The organism is Clostridium sp. LBM24168, from assembly GCF_052953915.1.
The window spans coordinates 1,212,763-1,235,391 of the sequence record NZ_CP196861.1; the positions used below are offsets into that span (position 1 = coordinate 1,212,763).

The 22,629-nt window shown below is 31.8% G+C and carries 23 protein-coding genes; 22 read left to right on the forward strand and 1 reads right to left on the reverse strand.

Annotated elements, in window-relative coordinates; genetic code table 11:
* From ACSVC9_RS06055 to ACSVC9_RS06145, 19 genes are all read left to right on the forward strand, one after another.
* On the forward strand, nt 1-999 hold the full coding sequence (locus tag ACSVC9_RS06055) for an NAD(P)H-dependent glycerol-3-phosphate dehydrogenase (RefSeq protein ID WP_446899451.1): 999 nt from the start codon (nt 1-3) through the stop codon (nt 997-999).
* An 83-nt stretch (nt 1,000-1,082) separates the two neighbouring features.
* A complete protein-coding gene (spoIVA, locus tag ACSVC9_RS06060) occupies nt 1,083-2,561 on the forward strand; it encodes a stage IV sporulation protein A (RefSeq protein WP_446899452.1) in 1,479 nt (492 codons plus the stop codon).
* Nucleotides 2,562-2,811: 250 nt separating this feature from the next.
* A complete protein-coding gene (locus tag ACSVC9_RS06065) occupies nt 2,812-3,690 on the forward strand; it encodes a YicC/YloC family endoribonuclease (protein WP_446899453.1) in 879 nt (292 codons plus the stop codon).
* 19 nt (nt 3,691-3,709) lie between these two features.
* Nucleotides 3,710-3,988, forward strand: a complete 279-nt coding sequence (gene remA / locus ACSVC9_RS06070; RefSeq protein WP_446899454.1) for an extracellular matrix/biofilm regulator RemA — start codon at nt 3,710-3,712, stop codon at nt 3,986-3,988.
* Nucleotides 3,988-4,605, forward strand: a complete 618-nt coding sequence (gmk, locus tag ACSVC9_RS06075) for a guanylate kinase (RefSeq protein WP_446899455.1) — start codon at nt 3,988-3,990, stop codon at nt 4,603-4,605. The genes remA and gmk overlap by 1 nt, the downstream gene beginning before the upstream one ends.
* A complete protein-coding gene (gene rpoZ / locus ACSVC9_RS06080) occupies nt 4,598-4,816 on the forward strand; it encodes a DNA-directed RNA polymerase subunit omega (RefSeq protein WP_446899456.1) in 219 nt (72 codons plus the stop codon). Before gmk ends, rpoZ begins: the two co-directional genes overlap by 8 nt.
* Nucleotides 4,816-6,009, forward strand: coding sequence for a bifunctional phosphopantothenoylcysteine decarboxylase/phosphopantothenate--cysteine ligase CoaBC (gene coaBC, locus ACSVC9_RS06085; RefSeq protein WP_446899457.1), 1,194 nt, complete (start codon nt 4,816-4,818; stop codon nt 6,007-6,009). Before rpoZ ends, coaBC begins: the two co-directional genes overlap by 1 nt.
* Nucleotides 6,010-6,067: 58 nt before the next feature.
* A complete protein-coding gene (gene priA / locus ACSVC9_RS06090; protein WP_446899458.1) occupies nt 6,068-8,275 on the forward strand; it encodes a primosomal protein N' in 2,208 nt (735 codons plus the stop codon).
* 30 nt (nt 8,276-8,305) lie between these two features.
* Nucleotides 8,306-8,761, forward strand: coding sequence for a peptide deformylase (gene def / locus ACSVC9_RS06095; protein WP_446899459.1), 456 nt, complete (start codon nt 8,306-8,308; stop codon nt 8,759-8,761).
* Between the two features lie 3 nt (nt 8,762-8,764).
* Entirely contained in the window at nt 8,765-9,700 is a 936-nt protein-coding gene (fmt, locus tag ACSVC9_RS06100; RefSeq protein WP_446899460.1) for a methionyl-tRNA formyltransferase, read from the forward strand.
* 22 nt (nt 9,701-9,722) lie between these two features.
* Nucleotides 9,723-10,400, forward strand: a complete 678-nt coding sequence (locus tag ACSVC9_RS06105) for a zinc metallopeptidase (protein WP_446899461.1) — start codon at nt 9,723-9,725, stop codon at nt 10,398-10,400.
* Between the two features lie 22 nt (nt 10,401-10,422).
* Entirely contained in the window at nt 10,423-11,748 is a 1,326-nt protein-coding gene (rsmB, locus tag ACSVC9_RS06110) for a 16S rRNA (cytosine(967)-C(5))-methyltransferase RsmB (RefSeq protein WP_446899462.1), read from the forward strand.
* A 13-nt stretch (nt 11,749-11,761) separates the two neighbouring features.
* Nucleotides 11,762-12,799, forward strand: coding sequence for a 23S rRNA (adenine(2503)-C(2))-methyltransferase RlmN (gene rlmN, locus ACSVC9_RS06115; protein ID WP_446899463.1), 1,038 nt, complete (start codon nt 11,762-11,764; stop codon nt 12,797-12,799).
* Between the two features lie 14 nt (nt 12,800-12,813).
* Nucleotides 12,814-13,563: a Stp1/IreP family PP2C-type Ser/Thr phosphatase gene (locus tag ACSVC9_RS06120; protein ID WP_446899464.1), complete on the forward strand. Its 750-nt coding sequence runs from the start codon at nt 12,814-12,816 to the stop codon at nt 13,561-13,563.
* On the forward strand, nt 13,538-15,385 hold the full coding sequence (gene pknB, locus ACSVC9_RS06125; RefSeq protein WP_446899465.1) for a Stk1 family PASTA domain-containing Ser/Thr kinase: 1,848 nt from the start codon (nt 13,538-13,540) through the stop codon (nt 15,383-15,385). The genes ACSVC9_RS06120 and pknB overlap by 26 nt, the downstream gene beginning before the upstream one ends.
* A gap of 30 nt (nt 15,386-15,415) precedes the next feature.
* A complete protein-coding gene (gene rsgA, locus ACSVC9_RS06130; protein WP_446899812.1) occupies nt 15,416-16,285 on the forward strand; it encodes a ribosome small subunit-dependent GTPase A in 870 nt (289 codons plus the stop codon).
* Between the two features lie 35 nt (nt 16,286-16,320).
* Nucleotides 16,321-16,971, forward strand: coding sequence for a ribulose-phosphate 3-epimerase (rpe, locus tag ACSVC9_RS06135; protein WP_446899466.1), 651 nt, complete (start codon nt 16,321-16,323; stop codon nt 16,969-16,971).
* Nucleotides 16,972-16,973: 2 nt separating this feature from the next.
* Nucleotides 16,974-17,609, forward strand: a complete 636-nt coding sequence (locus ACSVC9_RS06140) for a thiamine diphosphokinase (protein WP_446899467.1) — start codon at nt 16,974-16,976, stop codon at nt 17,607-17,609.
* Between the two features lie 68 nt (nt 17,610-17,677).
* Nucleotides 17,678-17,848 (forward strand): hypothetical protein, encoded by a 171-nt coding sequence (locus ACSVC9_RS06145; RefSeq protein WP_446899468.1) that lies wholly within the window; start codon nt 17,678-17,680, stop codon nt 17,846-17,848.
* A gap of 151 nt (nt 17,849-17,999) precedes the next feature.
* Here ACSVC9_RS06145 and rpmB read toward each other — a convergent pair whose 3' ends face one another.
* Nucleotides 18,000-18,191, reverse strand: coding sequence for a 50S ribosomal protein L28 (rpmB, locus tag ACSVC9_RS06150; RefSeq protein WP_446899469.1), 192 nt, complete (start codon nt 18,189-18,191; stop codon nt 18,000-18,002).
* A 282-nt stretch (nt 18,192-18,473) separates the two neighbouring features.
* Between rpmB and ACSVC9_RS06155 the strand changes: the two genes are divergently transcribed.
* From ACSVC9_RS06155 to recG, 3 genes are read left to right on the forward strand one after another with little or no spacing between them, the layout of a single operon-like run.
* The gene (locus tag ACSVC9_RS06155; RefSeq protein WP_446899470.1) at nt 18,474-18,824 is read left to right on the forward strand and encodes an Asp23/Gls24 family envelope stress response protein; all 351 of its coding nucleotides are present in this window, start codon (nt 18,474-18,476) and stop codon (nt 18,822-18,824) included.
* A gap of 16 nt (nt 18,825-18,840) precedes the next feature.
* On the forward strand, nt 18,841-20,487 hold the full coding sequence (locus ACSVC9_RS06160) for a DAK2 domain-containing protein (protein ID WP_446899471.1): 1,647 nt from the start codon (nt 18,841-18,843) through the stop codon (nt 20,485-20,487).
* A 55-nt stretch (nt 20,488-20,542) separates the two neighbouring features.
* A complete protein-coding gene (gene recG / locus ACSVC9_RS06165; protein ID WP_446899472.1) occupies nt 20,543-22,567 on the forward strand; it encodes an ATP-dependent DNA helicase RecG in 2,025 nt (674 codons plus the stop codon).
* The last annotated feature ends 62 nt before the right edge of the window (nt 22,568-22,629 follow it).

The window sequence follows — 22,629 nt, forward strand, 5'->3', positions numbered from 1 at the left end:
TTGAAAACTCGTATATGTTTTTTAGGAGCAGGCAGTTTTGGAACTGCTCTGTCTATAATATTGGCCAGCAGTGGCAAGGAGGTTCTGCTATGGGATAGAAATAAAGATTTGGTTGAAAATATCAATAAGACCAGGCAAAATATAAAATATCTAAAGGATGTAATACTTCCAGATGGAATAGAAGCTTCCAATGATCTGCATTATGCAGTTAATAGAAGTGATTATGTAGTTCTCTCTGTTCCTTCTCATGTTATTGGAGACATGTGCAGGAGCATTAAAGAGTATGTAAAAAGTTCACAGATAATTATAAACATTGCGAAAGGTATTGATGAAAAAACTGAAAAAAGACTTTCGCAGGTTATAGAAAAAGAGCTCCCATATAATAGGGTAGTTGTACTTTCAGGGCCAACTCATGCTGAAGAGGTAGCAAAATTTATACCTACGGCTATAGTCGCATCTTCAAAATGCATGGATGCGGCGAAAAATGTTCAGGATACTTTTATGATGGATAAATTCAGAGTATATACCAATCCTGACATAATAGGGGTTGAAATAGGAGGAGCAGTTAAAAATATAATTGCACTTGCAGCAGGAATATGTGATGGTATAGGATATGGTGACAATTCAAAAGCGGCACTTATGACAAGAGGAATAAGTGAAATAACAAGAATAGGAATAAAGCTTGGTGGAAAAAAAGATACTTTTTCAGGACTTACAGGAATAGGGGATCTTGTAGTTACATGTACAAGTATGCACAGTAGGAACAGAAGGGCCGGAATATTTATAGGGCAGGGAAAGTCAAGGGAAGAAGCTGTTAAAGAAGTGGGAATGGTAGTTGAAGGTATAAGGGCATGTAGGGCTTTTTATAATTTAAAAAATAAACTTAAAGTTCAGATGCCAATAACAGATGCACTATACAGAGTGCTTTTTGAAAATAAGGATCCTAAATCAGCTGTCTATGAACTCATGACAAGGGATAAAAAAGATGAAAATAATTAAAAAATTTTCGTGATAATAAGAATAATATTCAAGTATGTTAAATATATATATATTGTTATTATTAGAATTTTGGGGGGTATATTTTGGATAATTTTGATATATATAAGGACATATCTGAAAGGACACAGGGAGATATATATGTAGGTGTTGTTGGACCTGTTAGAACAGGCAAATCAACTTTTATAAAGAGATTTATGGAACTTATGGTACTACCAAATATGGATAATTCCTATAAAAAACAGAGAGCTAAAGATGAGCTGCCGCAGAGTTCGTCTGGCAAATCAATCCATACTACGGAGCCCAAATTTATTCCTAATGAGGCTGTAGAAATAAATCTGAATGAGAGTACAAAATTTAAGGTTAGAATGGTGGACTGTGTAGGATATATTGTTAAGACGGCGCTTGGGTATATGGAGGGAGAAAAAGCCAAGATGGTATCTACTCCATGGTATGATCATGAGATACCTTTTGAAGAAGCTGCTGAAATAGGTACTAAAAAAGTAATAAATGAACATTCAACCATAGGATTTTTGATAACTACAGATGGTTCTATTGCAGATATATCAAGAGAAGATTATGTGGAACCTGAATCCAGAGTTGTTGAAGAACTGAAATCCATAAATAAGCCATTTATAATAATACTTAATTCAAAGCATCCCTATGAACCGGAAACAATAGAGACTAAAAAATCCATGGAGGAAAAATATGATGTTCCAGTCCAGATAATAGATGTTTTGAATATGAAAGATGAAGATATAACAAATGCATTTCAGAGAATTTTAAAAGAATTTCCTATAAAAGAAATTAATATAGATATTCCAGAATGGATAGAAAAATTGGATTTGTCCCATTGGCTAAAAGTGGATTTTGTAAATCTGGCAAGAGATATGTGTCAGAACATATACAAGGTAAGGGATATAGAGAAATCTATAGATGGATTTAGTGATGTTGAATTTATAGGAACATCCACGATTAAAGAAATAAATATGGGAGAAGGAACGTCGAGAATTGAAATTGAACCTAAAAAGGATCTGTTTTATAAAATACTCAGTGAAATATGTGATAAAGAGCTTCATAGTGAAAGCGATCTTTTAAATACAATAGTCGATATGCACAGCGCAAAAGTTGAATATGACAAGGTAGCAGATGCCTTGAAAGATGTAAAGGAAAATGGATATGGATTGGTTGCACCCCAATTATCTGAAATGAAATTGGAGGAACCACAGATAGTCAAACAGGGAAATAGATTTGGCGTGAAATTAAAAGCTAGTGCACCTTCACTTCATTTTATAAGGGCTGATATCGAGACGGAAATATCACCTATAATGGGAACAGAGAAGGAAAGTGAGGAAATGGTAAAATCACTTTTAGAGCAATTTGAAAGCGATCCTTCAAAAATATGGCAGAGTAATATGTTTGGCAAATCCCTTGAAATATTGGTAAAAGAGGGACTACAGAACAAATTGTATAAAATGCCTGAAGATGTTCAGGTTAAAATACAAAAAACCCTTCAGAAGATAATAAATGAAGGCAACGGCGGATTGATATGTATAATACTTTAAATTAAAAATAGGATTTAATGCTAAAATAGTTTTATTTTCAGCATTAAATCCTATTTTTATAGATGATTAGAAAAATATTTTTCAAAAACTATTATGAAAGAGTCCAACAATAGATATTTTATGGTATAATCGTTTTAAATCATCATTTAGTCCAGAATATTTAATAACATAAAATCTCTTGAAATTATAATTGGTATTAACGTATAATTGTATTGACTTATATAAGGTAATTTGGAAGGATGAAATTTTAATGATTAAAAGTATGACAGGATTTGGTAGGGGAAATGTAGATAGTCCTGATAGAAGCTTTATGGTAGAGATGAAAACTGTCAATCACAGATATTGTGATTTGAATATACGAATGCCAAAAAGCTTTATGCCTATTGAGGACAGAATAAGAAAATTTATACTGGAGAAAATAAACAGAGGAAAAGTAGATGTATTTATTGCTCAAGTCAATTATGAAAATAAAATGGCTAAAGCTGTACTTGATGAAAATCTTGCAGATAGTTATGTTGAGTGTCTCGAAAATATAAGAGATAGATATCATATAAAAGAAGAACCTTCTCTAGAGCTTATTTCTAAGTTCCCAGATGTAATAACTATAAAACAAAAGGATGAGAATCTCGACGAAATTTGGAATGTATTGAAACCTGCACTTGAGGGAGCATTGCATCTACTTTTGGCTATGAGAGAAAGAGAAGGACTTAAACTTAAGAACAATGTCATTTTAAAATGTAATTCTATTACAAAATATTTGAATGCTATAAATGAAAGGTCAGATGTTCTAGTAGACGAGTTCAGGCAAAAATTAAACGAAAGATTAAAAGAATTACTTAAGGGATATGATCTAGACGAAAACAGAATTGCAATGGAAGTTGCAATATTTGCAGATAAGTCCTGTATTGATGAAGAAATTGTAAGACTTGGAAGTCATGTAGAACAATTTAAAGATACCCTTGAGTTGAATGAGCCTGTAGGCAGAAAATTGGATTTTATATTGCAAGAAATGAATAGGGAGACAAATACTATAGCTTCTAAATCTACAAACTTGAAAATAACTAAATTGGTTCTAAACATAAAAAATGAAATAGAGAAAATAAGAGAACAAGTTCAAAATATAGAATAATGTAATTAGGAGGAAACATATGGGCATAAAATTAATAAATATAGGTTTTGGAAATATTGTTTCAGCGAATAGATTGGTAGCTATAGTGAGTCCTGAATCTGCTCCAATAAAGAGAATAATACAGGAGGCAAGAGATAGGGGGATGCTTATAGATGCAACTTATGGAAGAAGAACAAGGGCAGTTATAATAACTGACAGTGATCATGTAATATTATCTGCCGTGCAACCTGAAACTGTAGCACATAGATTATCATCAAATAAGGATGTAGAAGAAGATATAACAGAGGTTGAGGAATAATGGAAAGAAGTGGACTTTTGATAGTAATATCAGGACCTTCAGGTACTGGAAAAGGAACGGTATGTAAGAAACTTTTAAAGAAAAATGATATCTGGCTGTCTGTCTCTTCAACTACTCGGACTCCGAGAGCTGGTGAAGTAGACGGCATAAATTATTATTTTTTGACAAAAGAAGATTTTGTAATTAAAATAAAAAATAAAGATTTTTTGGAATATGCTGAGGTGTATGGAAATTATTATGGCACACCTAAAGATAAGGTACTTGAAGCAATAAATCAAGGAAAAGATGTATTGCTTGAAATTGACATACAGGGAGCTCTTAAAGTAAAGGAAAGCTATCCAGATGGTGTTTTTATATTTATACTTCCTCCTTCTATGAATGAACTAAAACACAGAATAATAAACAGGGGAAGTGAAACTGCGGAATCCTTAATGACTAGATTTAAATCAGCATACACTGAAATAAATTACATATCAAAATATAATTATGCTGTCATAAATGATACTGTAGAAAATGCGGTGGTGAAAATTGAAAGTATAATTACAGCTGAAAAGTGTAGAGTATATAGATTGAAGGATGATATATTTAAATTTAAGGAGGACATTGAACATGAATAATTCTATGATTAATCCATCTATTGTAGATTTGTTAAAAAAGGTTGACAGTAGATATACTTTAATTACTGTAGCTTCCAAAAGGGCAAGAGAGTTGGTGGAAGGGGCAAAACCACTTGTTGAAATAGATTCAACTAAGCCAGTTACTATAGCTATAAATGAGATTGACAGAGGATTGATACATTTTGAAAGTTTAAGAGAAGGTATAAAATAATGGACAGAAAAAAGAATACAGTAGTTATGGGTATAACGGGTGGGATAGCCGTCTATAAAGCCCTTGACATAGTAAGCAGACTAAAAAAACGGGATATTGATGTTCAAGTTATAATGACAAAGTCTGCTACTAAATTTGTTTCACCCCTTAGTTTTCAGACAATTAGCCAGAATATGGTGAGCACAGATATGTTTTGTGAGCCGAGGGCCTGGGAGATACAACATATATCTTTGGCAAAGCGGGCTAATCTAATGTTGATTGTACCTGCCACTGCAAACGTAATAGGTAAGGTTGCATCTGGAATATCAGATGATCTTCTGTCTACTACAATTATGGCAACTAAAGCACCAGTTGTTTTTGCTCCTGCAATGAATACAAATATGTACGTTAATCCAATTGTACAAAAAAATATAGATAGCTTGTCAAGACTTGGTTATAGGTTTATAAAACCTCAAAGTGGAAGACTTGCCTGTGGTGATGTAGGGGAAGGAAAGCTTGCAGATACAGAGTTTATAGCAGATTTTGTAGAAAGCATGCTTTATGATAAGAAAGATATGGCAGGAAAGAGAGTACTTGTAACGGCAGGACCTACTCTTGCAAATATAGATCCTGTAAGATATATAACTAACAGGTCTTCGGGCAAGATGGGGTATTCAATAGCTGAAGAGGCAAGAGATAGAGGAGCTGAAGTTACACTTGTTTCCGGACCTACGAAGTTGCCTGTACCCTTTGGCATTAAATATATAAAGGTAACTACCAATAATGACATGCTTGAAGCTGTAATGAATAGTTTTGAATTTCAGGATATAGTGATCAAGGCAGCAGCAGTATCTGATTATAAGCCAAAGGTATACTCAACTAAGAAAATAAAGAAAAACGAAAATGAGCTTTTACTTGAATTTGTGAAGGATAATGACATATTAAAAAGGCTTGGGGAGATAAAAAAAGGACAAATTCTTGTTGGATTTGCAGCAGAAAGTAATGATTTAGTGGAAAATGCAAGCCAAAAACTTAAAAAGAAGAATTTGGATTACATAGTGGCAAATAATATAGTACCAAATGATACAGGCTTTGCATCAGATGATAATAAGGTTGTTATAATATCTAAAGATGGAAGAAAGCTAGATTTGGTTAAGATGAGTAAAAGACATCTAGCGAGAGAATTATTTGATATAATAAATGAGGGGTGCTAGTTGAGAGGGGTTCATAAATACCTCTCTTATTTGATGTATAAGGTTAAAAGGTGATAGGGTGAATTATGCAGGTGTAATTGTAAACAATACTTTTATTGAATTAGATAAAATTTTTATTTATAAAATACCGGATGATATGAGAAGCTCAATATATATAGGTAGTAGAGTTAAAGTTCCATTTGGGATTGCAAATAAAAATATAGATGGGTTTGTAGTCAGAATATATAATAGTATAGATAATATGAATTTTAAGACAGAAATTAAATCCATTTTAAAGGTATGTGAAGGATTTCCACTTTTTACAGAAGAGGATCTGGAATTGATAGAAGAGATGAGAAAAAGATATTTATGTACGTATTTGGAATGTATAAAGGTATTTATACCTACAGGCATATTTAAAGGAATAAAAACTAAGAAAGAAATTTTTCTGTATAAAGGAAGTAATTTAAAAGGGAGATTTTTAAATTCTCCATACATCCAGATTTATGATATTTTAGGGCAAAATGAGGGAAAATATACAAGAAACTCATTGAGTAAAAAGTATGGTTTGTCATTGTCATCTATAAATACAATGATTAAACATGGATTTATATTAACTGAAAAAAAGACTGTTGAAAGATATGATAATAGCAGCTATGAAACATATTCACGAAAAAATTTAAATGAGGAACAAATGAATGCAGTAAATTTCATATTGAATTCTAAAAGTAGTATGTTTCTAATTCACGGAGTTACAGGAAGTGGTAAAACTGAGATATACATGTATCTTGTTGAAAGGGCAGTTTTGGAAAACAAGGAAACCATAGTATTAGTACCAGAGATAGCACTTACACCGCAGATGGTAGAAAGATTCAAGGGACGTTTTGGGAAAAATATAAGTGTATTTCATAGTAGACTTTCAGATGGAGAGAGATATGACGAATGGATGAGGGTTAAAACTGGAAAGGTAAAAGTAGCTATAGGTGCTAGATCTGCCATATTTCTGCCGTTTAGAAATCTTGGATTCATAATAATAGATGAAGAACATGAAGAAAGTTATAAATCTGACAGCAATCCAAAGTACAACGCCAGGGAAATTGGTGAAATGAAATGTAGAAAACTCAGCTGCAAGATGATACTAGGATCAGCCACACCTTCTGTAGAAACTTATAGGAAGTGCAAAAATGGGGATATAGAACTTATTGAAATAAAGAACAGAGCAGATGGTGCATCTATGCCTGAGGTAGAAATAGTTGATATGAGACAAGAATTGATGAACAACAATAAGTCAATATTTAGTAAAAAGCTCTATGAATTGATATGTGATAGATTAAAAAAGAAGGAACAAATAATACTATTCTTGAATAGAAGAGGTTTTTCTACATTTGTATCCTGCAGAAAATGTGGATATATATTTAAATGCAGCAATTGTGATATATCACTTACTTATCATCGTGACATAAAAAAATTGGTTTGTCATTACTGTGGAAGTAGAATAAATGTGCCAAAGGTGTGCCCAAAGTGTGGAAGCAGATATGTTAAATATTTTGGAGTAGGTACGGAAAAGGTAGAGCAGTCCGTAAAAGAAAATTTTCCTGAAGCAAGAGTTTTGAGAATGGATTTTGATACTACGAGATTTAAGCATTCCTATGAAAATATTTATAATATATTTAAAGAACAAAAAGCAGATATATTAATAGGGACTCAAATGGTTGCAAAAGGACTGGATTTTGAAAATGTCACCCTTGTAGGAGTTATAGCTGCAGACCTTTCACTAAATCTGCCAGATTTTAGATCTGCGGAGAGAACTTACGAGCTTATAACTCAAGTGTCAGGAAGAGCTGGAAGAGGTCAGAAAAGAGGAAATGTAGTAATTCAAACTTATAGTCCGGACAATTACAGTATAAGGTTTGCTGCCGCTAATGATTATAATAAATTTTATGATAAAGAAATGAGTATAAGACAGGAAATGGAATATCCTCCTTTTTCATCTTTGTTGCTTATAAATATGAGTAGCAAAGATGAAAACATATTAATAAAAAATATACAAAATGTTGGTATATTTTTCAACAATGTATTTAAAAAAAATGATAGAATTAAGGTGCTAGGGCCATGTCCCTGTGTTATATCACGTATAAAAGAACTGTTCAGATGGCAGTTGATTATAAAGGGTAAAATTGATTTAAAGACGGCACAAAATATAAAAAAAGCAGTGTATAATCTAAGCAAGGATGTCTTTGGCATTGTGAAGATTAGCATAGATTTAAATCCAAATAATACACTATAATATATTTTAATTTAGAGAGGAGAGTCAATAATGGCATTGAGAAATATAGTGAAATATGGTGACGATTTACTCAGAAAAAAAAGTAGAAAAGTGGATGTTATAAATGATAGAATAATTACACTTCTTAATGATATGGAAGAAACCCTGTATGCTGCAAATGGAGTAGGGCTTGCAGCTCCACAGGTTGGTGTCCTAAAAAGGGTAGTGGTGATAGATGTGGGGGATGGAATAATAAAGCTTATAAATCCAGAGATAGTATACAAGGAGGGAAGTTATTTAGATACGGAGGGTTGCTTGAGTATTCCAGGAAGACAGGAAGAAATAGAAAGGCCAGAAAAGGTGAGAGTAGAGGCACTTAATGAAAAAGGTGAAAAAATTACAATAGAAGGAGAGGGACTTTTGGCAAGAGCCTTTTGTCATGAAATAGATCATTTGGATGGCATTTTATTTATAGATAGAATTAAGAAAACAGAAGGAGTAAGGTAATTTATGGATATAGTTTTTATGGGAACTCCTGATTTTGCAGTACCGACTTTAAAAAAAATGATAGAAAGATATAATGTAAAAGCAGTTCTTACACAGCCGGATAAACCTAGTGGAAGAGGGAAAAAGCTTTCGCAGTCTCCAGTAAAGCAAATTGGTTTATCCTATGGAATAAAGGTGTATCAGCCTAAAAAGTTAAAAGATGATATAGATGTTTTAAGCAAGTTAAAAAGGATAAATCCTGATTTTATAGTTGTGGTTGCCTATGGTCAGATATTAACTAAGCAGGTGCTGGATATACCTAAATATGGATGCGTAAATCTCCATGCTTCACTCTTACCCAAATATAGAGGAGCTGCACCAATAAATTGGTGTATAATAAATGGAGAAAATGAAACAGGAAATACAACCATGTTCATGGATGAAGGACTGGATACAGGTGATATATTAATGAGCAGTAGAGTTGAAATTACAAAGAACATGACAGCTGGGGAACTTCATGATATCCTTATGGAGGATGGAGCTGAACTAGTTGTCAAAACATTAGAGGGTATTAAAAATGGAACTGTGAATAGAAAAAAACAAGGTGAAACTACTACAGAATACGCTGCAATGTTGAATAAGAATATGGCTATAATAGATTGGAATTTAAATTCGAAAAGTATAAAGAATTTTATAAGAGGATTGAATCCATGGCCTGTTGCATACACAATATATGAAGGAAAAAATATGAAAATATACGGAGCTGAAATTACGGAAGAAAATTCAAAAGGACAGCCTGGGCTTATAGTTGGAGTGTCTGAAAAAGGTATAAAAGTATGCTGCAAGGACAAAATAATTTTAATTGACACAATACAATTCCCGGGAAAAAGAGTTATGAAGGTAAGCGAATATATAAGGGGAAATTCTATAGAAAAGGGGAAAATATTTGGAATACAATAAATGGAAAGGAGTTAGATAATATATGTTTTTTGACAGCAGTTTTGTTATATTGATACCTGCTCTTTTAGTTGCTGCCTATGCACAGTACAAAGTGTCAGCTACTTTCAATAAATATTCTAAGTATAGAAGTAGAAATGGATATACAGGAGCACAGGTTGCAAGAAGTCTTCTGAATTCAAGTGGATTATATGATGTACCCGTGGAAGTAATACCTGGAAGATTGACGGACCATTATGATCCTGGGAAGAGGATAATGCGCTTATCACAGGAGGTATATTATGGAAATTCAGTGGCATCAATAGGTGTTGCAGCACATGAAACTGGCCATGCGATTCAGCACCAGAGAAAATATATTCCATTGATTATAAGAAATAGCATAGTACCATTGGCAAACTTTGGGTCCAATGCTTCTTGGTTGCTATTTATATTGGGTTTCATGTTTGAAATTAGAGAACTTGTTAACCTTGGAATCATATTATTTACTGCAGTTGTTTTGTTTCAAATAATAACACTTCCCGTAGAATTGAATGCATCAAGAAGGGCTATCAGAATATTAGATAATAAGTCAATATTATATGGAGATGAACTAGATGGAGCCAGAAGTGTATTGAGTGCTGCTGCTATGACCTATGTAGCTGCTGCTCTTACGGCAATAGCAAATCTTCTTAGATTGATATTCATAAGCAGAGATAGAAATTAAATGTATATAAAAAGGAGAAAATATGAAAAATGCCAGGCTTATTGCAGTGGAGATATTAGAAGATGTATTGTATAAAGGGGCGTATTCAAATATAGCTTTAAGCAGCAAATTGAATAGAAATAGTTTAAACTTAAAGGATAGAGGACTCGTTACTGAAATAGTTTATGGAACTCTAAAGTATAAGTATACTATTGACAGTATATTGAGTCATTTTTTAAGAAATAATTTGAATAGTATGGACAACTTTATAATAAATATACTGCGGATGTCAATTTATCAAATAAAATATTTAGATAAGATACCAGAATTTGCAGTAGTGAATGAAGCTGTAGAATTGTCAAAGAAAAGGTCCATTAAATTTTCTAAACTTGTAAATGGAGTTCTTAGAAATTATCTGAGAAACAAAAATGAAAGGTATTATGATAGTAATGGCTATATTGATAAATTGTGCTTTGACTATTCATTTGATCCATGGATGGTAAAGCTTTTTATGGAGCAATATGGAAGAAACAAGGTGGAAAGCATACTTAGTGGGCTGAATGCCGTGCCAAAGATAACAGTTAGAATAAACAGTTTGAAAACAAATTCTAAGGAAGTATGGAATGAACTTATAAAAAACGGATATAATTTAGAAAAAGGAATAGTCTGTAAAGATGCTATAATTATAAATAGAGGAAGTAGTATAGAAAAGAATATTCTTTTTAAAGAGGGAATGATTTCTGTTCAGGATGAAAGTGCTATGCTTGCTGTAGTTTCTGCAGATGTGGCTGAAAATATGATTGTACTTGATATGTGCAGTGCCCCTGGAGGGAAGACATCCTATATGGCAGAAATAATGAAAAATATGGGCATAGTCTATGCCTTTGATATATATAGTAACAAGATAAAATTGATAGAAAAAAATTTAGATAGGCTTGGAATAAAAAATGTCAGGGTAAAATTGCAAAATGCTGAAAACTATAATTCTGAGATAAGAGAAATTGCAGACAGGGTTATTGTGGACGTTCCCTGCTCTGGGCTTGGTATAATAAGGAAAAAGCCTGAAATCAAATGGAATAAAAACATTACACAGCTAAATAACATAGTAAATATTCAAAGAAATATACTTGCTAATTCATCAAAGTATTTAAAACCAGGTGGAAAATTAGTATATTCCACATGTACTTTGAATAAATTAGAAAATGAAGAAAATGTAGACTGGCTTATTCAAAACAACCCTGAACTTACAGTTGAAAAGCTTGACTTTGGGAAAGTAGATAATATTATTTATCATGATAAAGGTTATGTTACAATACTTCCAAATAAAAACATGGATGGATTTTTCATAGCAAAAATTACAAAAAAATAGTTAGGTGTGTCAAATGTATAATATTTTAGATTTTAATATAGATGAAATGAAAAAATGGATGAAGGAAAATGGAGAAAGTTCATTTAGAGCGAATCAGATAATGGATTGGATATATAGAAATAATATATGGAATTTTGATAAAATGGAAAATGTACCGGTAACATTAAGACAGCTTCTGAAAAAAATTTTTTATATAGGAATTCCAAAATTAGTGAAGTACTATGAATCCAGGAAAAGAGATACTATTAAGTTTTTATATAGATATGATGATGGGAATGTCATAGAAACAGTTGTAATGAAATACAATAGAGGGAACTCAATATGTGTTTCAACTCAGGTTGGATGTAGAATGGGATGCAGTTTCTGTGCATCTACTATAGGTGGGATGGTTAGAAATCTGTCTTCAGGAGAGATAATGTCACAGATTTTAATATCCCAGAAAATTATAGAAGATAGAATATCAAATGTTGTTTTGATGGGAAGCGGTGAACCTCTTGATAATTATGACAATGTTATAAAATTTATTGATATAATAAATGCTGATTATAGTTTGAATATAGGTCAGAGACATATAACACTGTCCACCTGTGGCATAGTTCCTAAAATAATAGAACTTGCACATAAAAATCTCCAAATAACTCTTGCTATATCACTGCACTCTCCAGAAAATACTCTTAGAAGACAGATGATGCCTGTTGCTAATAAGTATTCAATAAAGGAAATTATTGATGCTTGTAGATATTATATAGAAAAAACAGGAAGAAGGGTTTCTTTTGAATATGCACTGGTTAAAGGTGTAAATGACAGCGATAAACATGCTCATGAACTTGTTGAAATTTTAAAAGGAATTCTATGTCATGTAAATTTAATACCAATAAATGATGTTAAGGAGAAAGACTATATGAAATCATCTAAAAATGATATAGAAAAATTTTTACGCATTTTATCTAGAAATGGAATAGAAACTACCATAAGAAAAGAAATGGGAGCAGATATAGATGCAGCTTGTGGGCAGCTTAGAAGAAGCTATCTAGAATCGAAAAAGAAGTAGAAAGGGTGTAAAAAATGGTGGGGATCTTATCAGATATAGGAAAAGTTAGAAAATTGAATGAGGACAGTTTAAGTTTCTATAGGGGCAGTGATTTTAGTATATATGTCATAGCTGATGGAATGGGAGGACATAATGCGGGAGAAGTAGCGAGCAAGATTGCTGTGGACACTACAATTTCTTATATGAAGACTGCAGACGTAAAGCTAAAGAATATGGAAAATCATTTGTTATATGCAATAAACATAGCCAATAGGAAAATATTCCAACTATCAAAAGAAAATAAAAAATTGTCTGGAATGGGAACAACTATAACAGCCTGTCTTGTGAAAGAATGCGAAATGATAACGGCGAATGTTGGAGATAGTGGATGTTATATTTTAAAAAAGAATGGTATAACTAAAATTACAAAGGATCATTCTCTTGTACAACAGCTGCTGGATGAAGGAAGTATAACTGAGGAAGAAGCTGCTATACACCCAAATAAAAATATAATAACTAGAGCCCTTGGAACGAACGTATCCGTAAAAGCAGACATCTTTAAGATAGATTTAAAAGACGTATATAAGGTACTAATGTGTACTGACGGATTATCTAATGAGGTAGGTTTGAATGAAATGTATGATATTATAATGAGAAATAACAATAACAGTGATGCTTGTAGACAGCTAATAGATTTAAGTAAACTTAAAGGTGGAAGAGATAATATATCGGTTATTGTATTTGAAGGAGAGTGTAAAGATGATAGGGACTATGCTAGGAAATAGATATGAAGTTCTGGAAAAAATAGGTGAAGGAGGAATGGCTGTTGTATATAAGTCAAAAGATCATCTATTAAATCGTAATGTGGCAGTAAAAATATTAAAAGATCAGTTTTCCAGTGACGGTGAATTTGTAGAGAAATTTAAAAGGGAAGCTACGGCAGCAGCCAGTCTTTCAAATAACAATATAGTCAATATATATGATGTAGGTAGCCAAAATAACATAAATTATATAGTTATGGAATATGTGAGAGGAAAGACTTTGAAGCAGTTTATAAAAGAAAAGGTGAGAATTGCTCCAGGTGAAGCTGTAGAGATATCTATTCAAATAGCAAAGGCTTTAGAATGTGCCCATAAAAATAATATTATACATAGAGATATAAAGCCTCATAATATTCTTGTAACGGAAGATGGCATAGTGAAAGTAACTGATTTTGGTATAGCAAAAGCTTCAAATTCTGTGACTATAACTAATTCGAATAAAATAATGGGGTCGGCACACTATTTTTCACCAGAGCAGGCAAAGGGAAGTTTTGTAGATTTTAGAACTGATATTTATTCTCTTGGAATTGTAATCTATGAAATGGTTACAGGTAAGGTACCTTATGATGCTGAAAGTCCTGTTTCCGTTGCATTAAAGCATATACAGGAACCGGTAGTTCCACCAAAGGAATTAAACGAAAATATTCCCGAAAGTTTGAATAAACTAATACTAAAAGCTGTAGAAAAAGAACCTATTAGAAGATATCAGACTATGACAGATATGCTTGTGGATTTAAAGAAGATACAGAACAATGAAATCCCTAATATTGTAGATGATGATTTTGAAGAGGACATGACAAGGGTAATGGATCCTGTGGATATAAATAATAGAGAACAGGAATATAATAATTATTCAAAACCGGAAAGTGTAAAAAATAGAAAAATACTTGATCCAAAAAAGAAGAGGAATATTCTTGTAGCTGCTATAATTGTAATGACAATTGTTATAGGATCTATACTTGGATATTTTTATTATAGTAAAGAATTTGCTGGATTATCAGAAACAACTGTTCCAAATATAATTGGAATGAAGCAGGATAAAGCAAAAAAGGCTGTAGAAGCAAGAAAGTTGAAATTCGTAGTAGTTGGTAAGGAAAAAAGTGATAAACCTGAGGGCACTGTAATAAAAGCGTTACCGGAAGCTGGAACTAAAGTCAAGGTTAATTCAGAGGTGAGGGTAAGTGTAAGCGGTGGAGAGGATAAACTTACAGTTCCTAATGTTGCAGGTGTTGATTATAATACGGCTAAAGATATTATAGAAGGCAGTAGATTAAAGGTAGGAAATGTAAGCTACGAGTACAATGACAATGTCCAAAGCGGTTATATAATAAGACAAAATCCTGAACCCGATTCAAATGTAGAAGAGGGGTCTTCCATAGATCTGGTCGTAAGCAATGGACCGAGGGAAAGATACATTACTGTACCTGATGTAACTGGCAGAAATGTTAATGAAGCAGCTTCAATACTGTCAAGTGCAGGAATAAGCTATACGGAATCACCAGAAAGTACCGGCGATCAGTCGAAAGATGGTATAGTGAAGTATCAGAGTGCAGTGGGTTCACAGGTTAAAGAAGGTACTACTGTCAATTTAACATATTATAAATATGTAGAGGAGAAAAATAATCCGAGTGATTCCCAGGGTTCAGGTAACCAGGGAGATAACAATGGAGGAAAGGACTCGGATCAAAATAATGATGGAAGCGGTGGAAAGAATGATGATGAAGGTGGAAATAACCAGAACCCACCATCTAAAGGTCAGAATCCTAAAACTAAAACAGGAAATTAAGAATAAATGAAAAATTTGATTGGAGAAATTATGCAGGGAACCATAGTTAAGGGAATAGCAGGATTTTATTATGTAAAGTTAGGAAATAGAATAATTGAATGTAGATCAAGGGGAAAGTTCAGGTATAATGGACTTTCCCCAATAGTTGGCGACATGGTTGAAGTGACTTTAGATGGGACTACAGGTGTTATTGAAGAAATATATAAAAGAAAAACACAGATAACTAGACCAGCTGTTGCAAATATAACACAGGCAATAGCAGTTTTTGCAAGTAAAAACCCTGAAATGAATGAGGAGCTTTTGAATAAAATTCTTTTAAATTGTGAAATTAATAATTTGAAGACTATAGTTTGCATAAATAAATTGGATTTGGATCCTCACATAGACGAAAATTATATTGTAGATATGGTAAAAAGTGCGGGATATGATATTTTGTTTTTAAAGGCAAAGGAAGGATTTGGAATAGATAGAATCAGGGAAAGATTAAAAGGAGAGATAACAGTTTTATGTGGGCCTTCAGGTGTTGGAAAATCTACTATTTTAAATCATATTGCAGGAAAAAGAGTGATGGAAACAGGCATTATAAGCAATAAGTTGAAAAAGGGAAAACATACTACAAGACATAGTGAATTGATAGAAGTTGATGGTGGATTTTTGGTTGATACTCCCGGATTTTCATCTTTAAAAGTAGATTTTATAAAAAAGGAAGAACTTCCATATTGTTTTCCAGAATTCAAGTATGCTTTAGGAAAATGTAAATTTTCAACTTGCATACATTATAAAGAGCCTGGCTGTGCTGTAAAAAAACTTGTGCAACAAGGCATAGTACACAAAGAAAGATATGAATTTTATATAAAGACTTTAAAAGAAATATTGACTAGTAAAAAAAATATGTGGTGAATTTTATAACCAGTTTTATGTAGGAGGAAAAACTTATGATAAAGATAGCACCTTCAATATTGTCAGCAAACTTTTCAAACTTAGGATATGATATAAAAAAGATAGATGATTATGGAGCAGATATGGTACATATTGATGTAATGGATGGAATGTTTGTGCCAAATATATCTTTTGGTATACCAATTATAAAGTCTATAAGATCTTTAACAGAGCTTCCTTTTGATGTACATCTTATGATAGAGGAGCCTTCAAGATATATTAAAGATTTTGTTGAAGCTGGAGCTGATATTATAACAATACATTTTGAAGCGGACAGACATATAGACAGAACTGTAAATTATATAAAAAGTTTTGGAATTAAAGCTGCAGTAGCATTAAATCCAGCCACCAGAATAGAAAATATAGAATATATAATACCAAATTTGGATATGGTGCTTATAATGTCCGTAAATCCAGGATTTGGTGGCCAAAAGTACATAGACTACTGCTATAACAAAATAAATGGTATTAAAAAATTAAGTGATAAATATAACAGAAATATGATGATAGAAGTAGATGGGGGAATAGGAGTAAAAAATATAAAAAAAGTTGTCGAAAGCGGTGCGAATGTTATTGTAGCAGGTTCTGCAGTATTTAAAGATGGAAAAATAAAAGAAAATATGTCTGCTTTGAGGGGTGAACTCTAGTAATGAAAGTGACAATAGTTTCAGGCGGTAATGCACCATCTTTAAATTTATTACGAAATGAACTCAAATCAAGTTCATTTTTGATATGTGCTGATGGAGGAGGAAATTGCCTTTATAAATATAATATTAAACCTGATTATTTAATTGGAGATTTTGATTCAATAAGTAATGAGGCACTTAATTTTTTAAAAAATTCAGGCACTAAAATATCAAAATATCCAGTAAAAAAAGATTTTACTGATACAGAAGCTGTGTTTAATAAAGCACTTGAGTTAAATGCAAATGAAATAACATTTTTAGGATGTACTGGAAACAGATTGGATCACTTGATGGGGAATATTGGAATGTTAAAGAAAAGCTTGGAGCATGGTATAAAAGCATATATAAAAGATGAAAATAATTCAATAGAAATTATGAATAAATCCAGCGTTATAGGTGGAAAAAGGGGAGAAGTATTTTCATTATATGCTTATTGTGATATAGTTGAAAATCTGAGTATAATAGGAGCTAAATATGAATTGAACAACTATAATCTGGCATTAGGAGATTCCAGAACGGTGTCAAATGAATTTTTAGATGATGAGGTAAGAATATTATTTAAAAGTGGTCTTATTTTATTGTTTAGAAGCAAAGATTAAATTTTATAGTAACAAAATCAAATCTGTACACATATAATGATATAAAGTAATTTTGAGGGATAATAGCCATGGGGAAAAAGTTTTTAAGAAGAAGAACTAAAAAGAAAATAGGATTAGTTGTTTTATCAGTAGGTGCAGGGCTTTTGCTTACAGTTATTATCCCTATATGGGGATGGATAATAGCTGGAGGAGCTGTACTTATTTATTGCGGATGGTGTCTTATAGGAAATTATAGATAGGGGGAGTATCTTATGAAGATTATTACATTTAAACTTCCAGGGGTTTTATCTGCTATCTTAAGGTTGTTCAAAAGAAAGAAATAGCTAAAAACATATATTTTATTAGAAAATAAAAATGCAATTGCTATTTGACAACTGCATTTTTTATTTTCTATATTGCACGCTGAACCTTCCCTGAACGAAGGCATCTTGTACAAACATGAATTTTCTTAGGAGTTCCATTAACAATTGCCTTTATTTTTCTTATGTTTGGAGCCCAATTTCTTTTTGACTGACGGTGTGAATGGCTGTATTGTACACCAAATACAACTTCTTTTCCACATACTTCACATTTCCTTGACATTACAAACACCTCCTCAACTCAAACATTAATTATTTTACCACAAAATGAATAATTTTTGCAAGTATATAGTAAAATTTAATAATGTATTATTAATTGATTTTAGGTACTTAAATCAATATTTTCTTGAATAAATATTTCATTTAATATAAAATATGTTATGTAATACTATATTTCAGGTAAATACTTGATCTAAATACGGGATAAATTACAGTTAAGAAAAAGATGACGAATTTATAATACTTTATATATTGTAAAGTTATTTTATAGAAGGAGGTTTTGAATATGATAGGCAGTATAGAAAGCGGATTTGGTAACGTAGATTATTCTGATGAAGCTGTTGCTAATATAGTTGGAATATCTACTATGGAATGTTATGGCGTAGTAGGAATGGCATCTAAAAATGCAAAAGACGGTCTTTGGGAATTGATAAAAGGCGAGAGTCTTAGTAAAGGGGTAAAAATTCGTTCTAAAAACAATGAGCTTTTAATAGAACTATATATAATGGTTGAATACGGAACAAAAATATCAGTAATTGCAAATAATATAATACAGAAGACAAAATATAATGTAGAGAATTACGTTGGACTTAAAGTCTCAACTATTACAGTAAATGTTCAAGGCGTTAGAATCTAGGGAGGAATTTATAAATATGGATTACTTAAAGATAGATGGACATCGTTTTTATAACATGGTAGTGAGTGCTAGTAATTATTTAGAAGAGAAAAAAGATGTTGTAAATTCACTAAATGTTTTCCCAGTTCCGGATGGAGATACTGGAAGCAATATGTCCATGACGTTAAAAACAGCTGTATCAGAGATAAAAAATATGAGAAACGACTCTCTAGGTCAGATAGCAAAACAGCTGGCTAAAGGTGCTCTTATGGGAGCAAGGGGAAATTCAGGTGTAATACTTTCTCAAATATTTAGAGGTATAGCAAAAGGGCTTCAGGATAGGACTGAAGCTAGTTCGGAGGAATTTGCAAATAGTATAAGTGAAGGTGCTAGGTTTGCGTATAAGGCTGTTATGAGACCAACTGAAGGTACAATACTTACCATTATAAGATCAGCAGGTGAGTGTGCTTTGAACTTTAAAGAAAAAAATATAACTCTTCTTTTAAAAGAGGTATGTGAGCATTGTGAAACTACACTGAACAAGACACCTGATATGCTTCCAGTATTAAAAAAGGCAAAGGTTGTAGATTCAGGAGGAAAAGGACTTCTTATAATATTTCAGGGTATGTATAGTGCATTAAGAGATGGAATTGAAAACATAGAGATAAAGGATTCCAAAAATGTCAAAGTAGAATCTTCAGCTAGAAATTTGGGTACACAGGATATAAAATATGGATATTGTACTGAATTCCTGATACATGCTAAAGGTGTTGATGTACCTTCATTTAAAGGTGAACTTTCTTCAGTTGGAGATTCAATGGTAATTGTAGATGATGATGATATAATAAAGGTTCATATACATACTAATGATCCTGGTTGGGTATTGTCACAGGCCGTTAAATTAGGAGAACTATCAAAAATAAAGATAGATAATATGAGGGAAGAACACAGACATGTACTTGGCATAGAAAAAATTTCAACTGAGGATAAATTTGAAGATACTAATATGGAAAATGATGAAGAAAGCAAGAAGTATGCATTTGTTTCTGTAGCGATGGGAGAAGGATTTAAAAATATATTTGAAGATTTAGGAGTTGACTGTGTTATAGAGGGAGGACAGACTATGAACCCAAGTACACAGGATATACTAAGTGCAATAGATAATATAAATGCAGAGAATATATTTATACTTCCAAATAATAAGAATATATTCATGGCAGCCAATCAGGCTTCAGAAATAAGTGACAAGATTGTAAAAGTCATATCTACAAAAACTATACCACAGGGTATAACTGCTATTACAACTTTTAATTCTGATCTTGATTTAGAAGACAATGTGAAGGCTATGGAAGATTCTATAAATAATGTAGCTACAGGCTCAGTAACCTATGCTGTAAGGGATACGGACATAGATGGAAAATCTATTAAAGAAGGAGATATACTAGGAATTATCGATGGTAAGATAGTACAGGTTGGAAATGATATGTTTCAAGTGTGTAAAAATATTATAGCAGATATGATAAATGAAAACAGTGATCTTGTAAGCATATATTATGGCAAAGATTGTGATTTAGAGAAGGTTAAATCATTTACAGAAGAAGTGGAAAAAATTTATCCTAATATGGATATACAATGTTATAATGGACAGCAACCTCTGTATTATTTTATAGTTTCAGTTGAATAAAAAAAGCCATATGGCTTTTTTTATTTATATCTGAAAGAAAGGGACTGGTGATTTTATGAATGTATATGATGATGTAGCCACTTTAAAGGGAGTCGGTCCAAAAACTTTAAAAAGTCTAAATAAATGTTATATATTTAGTATATTGGACCTGCTTCTCTATTTCCCAAGGGATTACAAAAGTATATCAACTTTACAGGATGCGGATTATAAAAATAATAAAGTTGTATTTAAGTGTAGAGTTAAATCTATTAAAAAGGATATAAGAACCAGAAATGGTAAAATAATATCTACAATTATATTTGAAAATGAAAAGGGAAGTTTTACTGGAAAATGGTTTAATCAACCTTATATCAAGAAGAAATTTAGAATAAATTGTGATTATACTCTAATCGGGAAATTTCAGGAATTTAGGGGGAAGTTATACATAATAAATCCTAATATAGTGGCAAACTATAAAAACTTAGAAATTAAAGGTGAGATATTACCTGTATATCCATTAAAAGATGGTTTGACAAATAACCTATTTATCAAATTAATTTCTAACATATTAAAGTCTATTGATATATCTGAAAACCTTCCAGGGTGGATAATAGAGAAATATAAACTCTGCAGTCTTGATAGCTCCTTGAGGGTGATTCATCGTCCTGCTAATTTTGAGGATCTAAAAGAAGCTATAAAAAGGTTAAAGTTTCAGGAACTATTTACTTATTCGCTTAAGATTTTAATGATAAAAGAGTATTATAATAAAAGTAAAAGTGGTATAGCATTCAAGATTTCAAAAGATCTTGTGGAGTTAAAAGAGGAACTTCCATACAGCCTTACAGAATCACAAAACAAAGTTATAAGGGAAATACTTGTAGATGAGAAAAAAGATATACCTATGAACAGATTGGTTCAGGGCGATGTTGGAAGTGGGAAAACTATAGTTGCATTAATTGCCATTTTTAATGTAATTAAAAATGGATATCAAGCTGCATTAATGGTACCTACGGAAATACTGGCGAAACAGCATTATAACGAAACTGTAGCTATACTGAAAGGATTTGGCATAAGTATAGATATTTTATGTGGCAGTACTTCTAAAAAAAATAAGAACATTATAAAGCAAAGATTAAAAAATGGAGATATAGATATTATAATAGGAACTCATGCACTTATCGAAGATGACGTGGAATTTAAAAATCTTGGAATTATAGTTACAGATGAGCAACATAGATTTGGAGTAATGCAGAGGAATAAACTTCTAAACAAGGGCAGAAATGCCGATATTCTGGTAATGACAGCTACTCCTATTCCAAGGACATTGACTTTGTATCTATATGGAGATCTAAATGTTTCTAATATAGATATGCTGCCTCCAGGAAGAAAGAAAGTAGAAACCTATTATATTAATAAGGCCTGTAGAAATAGAGCCTATGAATTTGCGATAAAGGAGATAAAAAAGGGACGACAGGTATATATAGTATGTCCTTTGGTAGATAAAAATGAAGATATAGATTTGACTTCTGTGGAAGATTTATATAAAGAATTAAATGACAAATATTTTAAAAATATATCCTCTGAAATATTATATGGTAAAATGCCATCAAAAATTAAAGAAGAAATAATGAATAAATTTAAAAAGGGAGAAATTAAAGTTATAATATCTACAACTGTTATAGAAGTGGGAATAAATGTTCCAAATGCCTCTTTGATTATAATAGAAAATGCAGAGAGATTCGGACTTGCCCAGCTTCATCAGCTGCGGGGAAGAGTGGGAAGGGGAATATATAAATCTTATTGTATTCTTATTGCTGATATAAAAAATGATATAATAAAAAAAAGGATGGAAATTATGAAAAGCAGTACGGATGGCTTTTTTATATCAGAACAAGATTTAAAAATAAGAGGCTCTGGTGAAATTTTTGGATTCAGGCAGCATGGTCAAGATAATCTTATGATTTCAGATTTAGATATATTTAAAGCAGCTAATTTAGAAGCTAGAAAACTTATAATGAGTAATAAATATGATGATTTACAGATTAAAAATGGAATATTGGATAAAATAAAGAGAAGTTCAAAATATATATGTTTTAATTGATCTTTGTTTTATAATTTTGTGTATAAACTATATTTGTGTTAAAATGTTATCGATATTATATT

What these genes read in the sequence shown, in the direction of transcription:
- ACSVC9_RS06065 (WP_446899453.1), top strand. Translation starts at nt 2,812, where the DNA reads ATGATTAAAAGTATGACAGGATTTGGTAGGGGAAATGTAGATAGTCCT.
- rpmB (WP_446899469.1), bottom strand. Translation starts at nt 18,191, where the DNA reads ATGTCAAGGAAATGTGAAGTATGTGGAAAAGAAGTTGTATTTGGTGTA.
- ACSVC9_RS06160 (WP_446899471.1), top strand. Translation starts at nt 18,841, where the DNA reads ATGGATTACTTAAAGATAGATGGACATCGTTTTTATAACATGGTAGTG.
- gmk (WP_446899455.1), top strand. Translation starts at nt 3,988, where the DNA reads ATGGAAAGAAGTGGACTTTTGATAGTAATATCAGGACCTTCAGGTACT.
- rsmB (WP_446899462.1), top strand. Translation starts at nt 10,423, where the DNA reads ATGAAAAATGCCAGGCTTATTGCAGTGGAGATATTAGAAGATGTATTG.
- ACSVC9_RS06140 (WP_446899467.1), top strand. Translation starts at nt 16,974, where the DNA reads ATGAAAGTGACAATAGTTTCAGGCGGTAATGCACCATCTTTAAATTTA.
- coaBC (WP_446899457.1), top strand. Translation starts at nt 4,816, where the DNA reads ATGGACAGAAAAAAGAATACAGTAGTTATGGGTATAACGGGTGGGATA.
- rpe (WP_446899466.1), top strand. Translation starts at nt 16,321, where the DNA reads ATGATAAAGATAGCACCTTCAATATTGTCAGCAAACTTTTCAAACTTA.
- ACSVC9_RS06155 (WP_446899470.1), top strand. Translation starts at nt 18,474, where the DNA reads ATGATAGGCAGTATAGAAAGCGGATTTGGTAACGTAGATTATTCTGAT.
- def (WP_446899459.1), top strand. Translation starts at nt 8,306, where the DNA reads ATGGCATTGAGAAATATAGTGAAATATGGTGACGATTTACTCAGAAAA.
- rlmN (WP_446899463.1), top strand. Translation starts at nt 11,762, where the DNA reads ATGTATAATATTTTAGATTTTAATATAGATGAAATGAAAAAATGGATG.
- remA (WP_446899454.1), top strand. Translation starts at nt 3,710, where the DNA reads ATGGGCATAAAATTAATAAATATAGGTTTTGGAAATATTGTTTCAGCG.
- recG (WP_446899472.1), top strand. Translation starts at nt 20,543, where the DNA reads ATGAATGTATATGATGATGTAGCCACTTTAAAGGGAGTCGGTCCAAAA.
- ACSVC9_RS06105 (WP_446899461.1), top strand. Translation starts at nt 9,723, where the DNA reads ATGTTTTTTGACAGCAGTTTTGTTATATTGATACCTGCTCTTTTAGTT.
- ACSVC9_RS06120 (WP_446899464.1), top strand. Translation starts at nt 12,814, where the DNA reads ATGGTGGGGATCTTATCAGATATAGGAAAAGTTAGAAAATTGAATGAG.
- fmt (WP_446899460.1), top strand. Translation starts at nt 8,765, where the DNA reads ATGGATATAGTTTTTATGGGAACTCCTGATTTTGCAGTACCGACTTTA.
- pknB (WP_446899465.1), top strand. Translation starts at nt 13,538, where the DNA reads ATGATAGGGACTATGCTAGGAAATAGATATGAAGTTCTGGAAAAAATA.
- rpoZ (WP_446899456.1), top strand. Translation starts at nt 4,598, where the DNA reads ATGAATAATTCTATGATTAATCCATCTATTGTAGATTTGTTAAAAAAG.
- rsgA (WP_446899812.1), top strand. Translation starts at nt 15,416, where the DNA reads ATGCAGGGAACCATAGTTAAGGGAATAGCAGGATTTTATTATGTAAAG.
- ACSVC9_RS06145 (WP_446899468.1), top strand. Translation starts at nt 17,678, where the DNA reads ATGGGGAAAAAGTTTTTAAGAAGAAGAACTAAAAAGAAAATAGGATTA.